Annotated in this window: 4 protein-coding genes; all 4 read right to left on the reverse strand. The window is 42.0% G+C overall.

Translation table 11 applies throughout. The features are described from left to right. Positions 1–568, reverse strand: a 568-nt coding sequence (locus tag QZL66_RS08390) for a DUF3825 domain-containing protein (RefSeq protein WP_293602060.1), incomplete at its 3' end; no start/stop codon positions are given. Further along, complete coding sequence (locus QZL66_RS08395; RefSeq protein ID WP_022411273.1) at positions 565–783, reverse strand: helix-turn-helix domain-containing protein; 219 nt, start codon at positions 781–783, stop codon at positions 565–567. The genes QZL66_RS08390 and QZL66_RS08395, both read right to left, overlap by 4 nt. Continuing rightward, positions 767–1,210, reverse strand: a complete 444-nt coding sequence (locus tag QZL66_RS08400) for a sigma-70 family RNA polymerase sigma factor (protein WP_022411274.1) — start codon at positions 1,208–1,210, stop codon at positions 767–769. Before QZL66_RS08400 ends, QZL66_RS08395 begins: the two co-directional genes overlap by 17 nt. Before the next feature lie 557 nt (positions 1,211–1,767). Next, positions 1,768–3,324, reverse strand: a complete 1,557-nt coding sequence (locus tag QZL66_RS08405; protein WP_022411275.1) for a leucine-rich repeat protein — start codon at positions 3,322–3,324, stop codon at positions 1,768–1,770. Positions 3,325–3,388: the final 64 nt, after the last annotated feature.

A 3,388-nucleotide genomic window follows, 5' to 3' on the forward strand; every position in this document is an offset into this window, starting at 1 on the left:
CTTTTCGTCTGCCCAGTTCCACTGCTGTTTCCAGCAACAATGGCAGATTCTTGAACCGAAGTAGCTTCTTCGGCAGCCGTTCCCGATTTTCCGGGTCGCTGAGAATGTGTTCTGCATTTACCCGAATTGCCCATTCCGGATTGAAATTTACACCATTTTGCATCATTGGAAAATATGGCTTTTGGGGCAGTGGTTCTACATACCGCAGCTTGGAAGAAACAGCATCACAGAAGCCGGTGAAATACCATTTCAATGTGGTGTCTTTCTTTTTATTTCGTTCAAAGCAGGCGTAGATTGCCTGATATTGTCTTGTGTACAGTCCTGTATGAAAGCAGGCACAATTATTTTCCACATGGAAATATTCCGTTTCTCCGGTGTTGTAATCGATGCTCAGTTTCCGGAACATCATATGGAGATACCGTTCCAAAATCGGCGTATCTGTATTTTTACATTCGGTCTGCGGCTTTCGGAATCGCCATGCTTCCGGCAACGCCATTTCTGCCAATTGTTCTAACTGCCCGTACCAATCCGGCACATAGGCAAATTCAAATAAATCTGTTTCTATCATTTTATCACCTTACACTTAGAAAGTGCCTCCAGATACTTTGTTTGTATCTCTGCTTTCTGATCTTCACACACATACTGGTGTTCTGTGCCGTCTGAACAAACCTCAACCACAGTTGACAATGCACGGATATATGCATCGTAATACTGCAGCAGCTTTTCCTGTGCATCATGGTCCCCTTTGACAGCACGATACACCGTTTCATAATCCAGTTTCATGCTTTTGTGTCCTTTCATAATAACTGCGAATATTTGCAAATGCGTTTTTCTTCCGTTCTGACACGGAGCGTCTGGAGATCCGCAATGTTTCGGAAATCTCGAAAATAGACATTCCATACCAGAATTCTAAAATAACCACTTCCTTTTGTTTGGGCGGCAACAGCAGCATTGCCTGATACAGCCATTCTGTCGCAACGACACAGCAGTATCCGTTTCCGGCATCGATGAAATGTTCGGATGGATAAACAGCATTTTCACCATGTGTTTTCAAAATGTACTGTACGATATCTGTGTTGACCGACTCATTTTTCCTTCTTGTTTTTGCAGCAGCGGCGAAATTTCTGCTTGCATTTCTCATTACTGTTTTACTGAAGCTATCGAAAATCTCAAGCTTCAGCTGATCATCATCATGCGAGGGAGCAGACATTATTTTCCCTCCCTCCATATTCAGTTTTGAGAAGCCCTTTTTTGCCCTCCTGAAATTACTAAGACAATTGAGAGAAGCAAAATGGGAAGGTTTTAAATGTAAATTTTATATGAACAGGTAGGAGAAAGAAAAAAGCAGCATACAAAACCGGTCATTTCGCCGGATTGTATGCTGCTTGAGGACAAAAAAAAGGGGCAAGTCCAACAGTGTTAATGTTGAACTTGCCCCGAAAAATGAAAGGAATGGAGAATCATTAGAACGGACAATTTTCATGAAAAGATGCAAGCATACAGATGTGAAAGGGAAGTGCTGGAATCGATTCTGCGTGGAAAAGTTTATTTTAATGATAGGTTCCATCTGATGCTGCATCCTTCCGGCGTAAAAATACACCATAAGCGGATTTTAGGATGATTGGAACAGTTTCATCCAAATTGGAACAGCTATTTTGAGAAGCACAAATTCGCCTAGATGCTGCATCATTTCAAACCGGAAGGATACAGCATCTACATTTTGTAGATGCCGTATGCTTAATTGTATTGTTTTGAAATTTCCGGCTTTTACCGTTTGGAGTCCTCTTCCTGTTTTAACAAATTATAACGCATCTGGCAAAGGTCAAATACATTCAAAGTTTGATCTCCATTGAAATCTGCCGCTTTCCAGTCTGCAAGCTGTGTGTCTGGAACAGACAACAGCCATTTTTGCAACAGTACAACATCAGAAACTGTAAATGCACCGTCTGCATTAACATCCCCAATGATTCGCTCCTGATACTGAATATTGGCTCCTGTTAGTTTTTCATTCAGCAAACCAATGGTAATCTGATTCCACTCTTCTTCCGTTCCGTTATAGGAAACTGCACGCAAATTTTTGCAGTTATAAAATGCGGAATCTCCCACCTTAATCAGGGAATTCGGAATTGTAAGAGTCTCCAGATAAGGATTCTCGGAAAAAGCATACATTGCAACAGATGTAACACCGCTTGGAATGATATATGCAGCATCTGTCTTTGCTGCCGGATAGATTACCAGTGTGTCTTGCTTCTTGGAATACAGAACGCCATTTAGACTAGAAAAATTGGGATTATCTTTCGCAACCTGAATCTCCTGCAATGCACTGCAAGAGCCAAACGCATTTTTATCAATTTTTGCAACTCCAGTTGAAAGTTTCACAGACTTCAAAGAGGTACAGCCCAAAAACGCCATTTCACCAATGGAAGTTACCGAATCCGGGACTTCGATGGAGGTAATTGTAGAGAGATAAAATGCTCCGACAGAGATTGCAGTAACTGGAAGTCCTTCGATTTCAGAGGGAATTACAACATCGGAAACGGAATTGTTAAAGCCGGTGATCTCAATTGAATCTCCATGGTTGACATAGGTGAATGCCGATATAGCTGTTGCAATACCAGTAGATACTTGATCAGGGTCTTTGACAGCAATGTCCAGATAACACGTCACATCAGAAAATCCACCGACGCCCTCACACTGATAGGCATACCAATGCTTTTCCGCATCATAGTTCACAGAGTTTTCTTTTACATATCCCTCTGCAATCAGCTGATCAAACAGTGCGTCCGCCATTTGCTTTCTGGTTTCCTGATCTGCATTCTGAAATGTGGTATCGCTGGACAGTGCGCCTACCTTTTGTGCGATTTCTGCCATTCTTTCGGCATCAGCATCCGATACCGCATCATAAATTACAACAGAAAAGGTTTTTGTGGTAGAAACTGTCCCATCAGCATCTGTCAGGCGAGCATAATAAGAATAAGAACCAACTGCCGCATTCTCAAACGACAGCACAGCAGACCAGGTTCTATCATTTTCCAGGTCATCTCCACTAACGTCGAAGTTGCCGTCATCCAGCATTTTTGCGACTACTTCGTTTGTTTTAGCATCAACCAGTTCTACATCGCTTCCGGAATACTTTAAGCAAGTAGCCGTAAAGATCACCTTTTTGTCGGTTTCATCTTCCATAAACTCTGCGTTTCCAGTATGCTGATTTAACCGCAATGTAAAAGAAGGATACTCCGCTGCACAAATTTGCTCCGCACCGACAAAAAAGCAGGTGCCGCTCATCATTGCAGCAGTGAGCAGACTCAAAACTCTTTTTTTCATATAAGAAGCCCCTTTCTTATGCAACTAAAACATTATCAATAAGAACAGCGGAATTATATGTGTT

Source organism: Ruminococcus sp. CAG:330, from assembly GCF_000437175.1.
Taxonomy (GTDB): Bacteria; Bacillota; Clostridia; order Oscillospirales; family Ruminococcaceae; genus Ruminococcus_C.

Coding starts and splice junctions, on each gene's coding strand:
- QZL66_RS08400 (WP_022411274.1), bottom strand. CDS start 1,210: ATGTCTGCTCCCTCGCATGATGATGATCAGCTGAAGCTTGAGATTTTC.
- QZL66_RS08405 (WP_022411275.1), bottom strand. CDS start 3,324: ATGAAAAAAAGAGTTTTGAGTCTGCTCACTGCTGCAATGATGAGCGGC.
- QZL66_RS08395 (WP_022411273.1), bottom strand. CDS start 783: ATGAAACTGGATTATGAAACGGTGTATCGTGCTGTCAAAGGGGACCAT.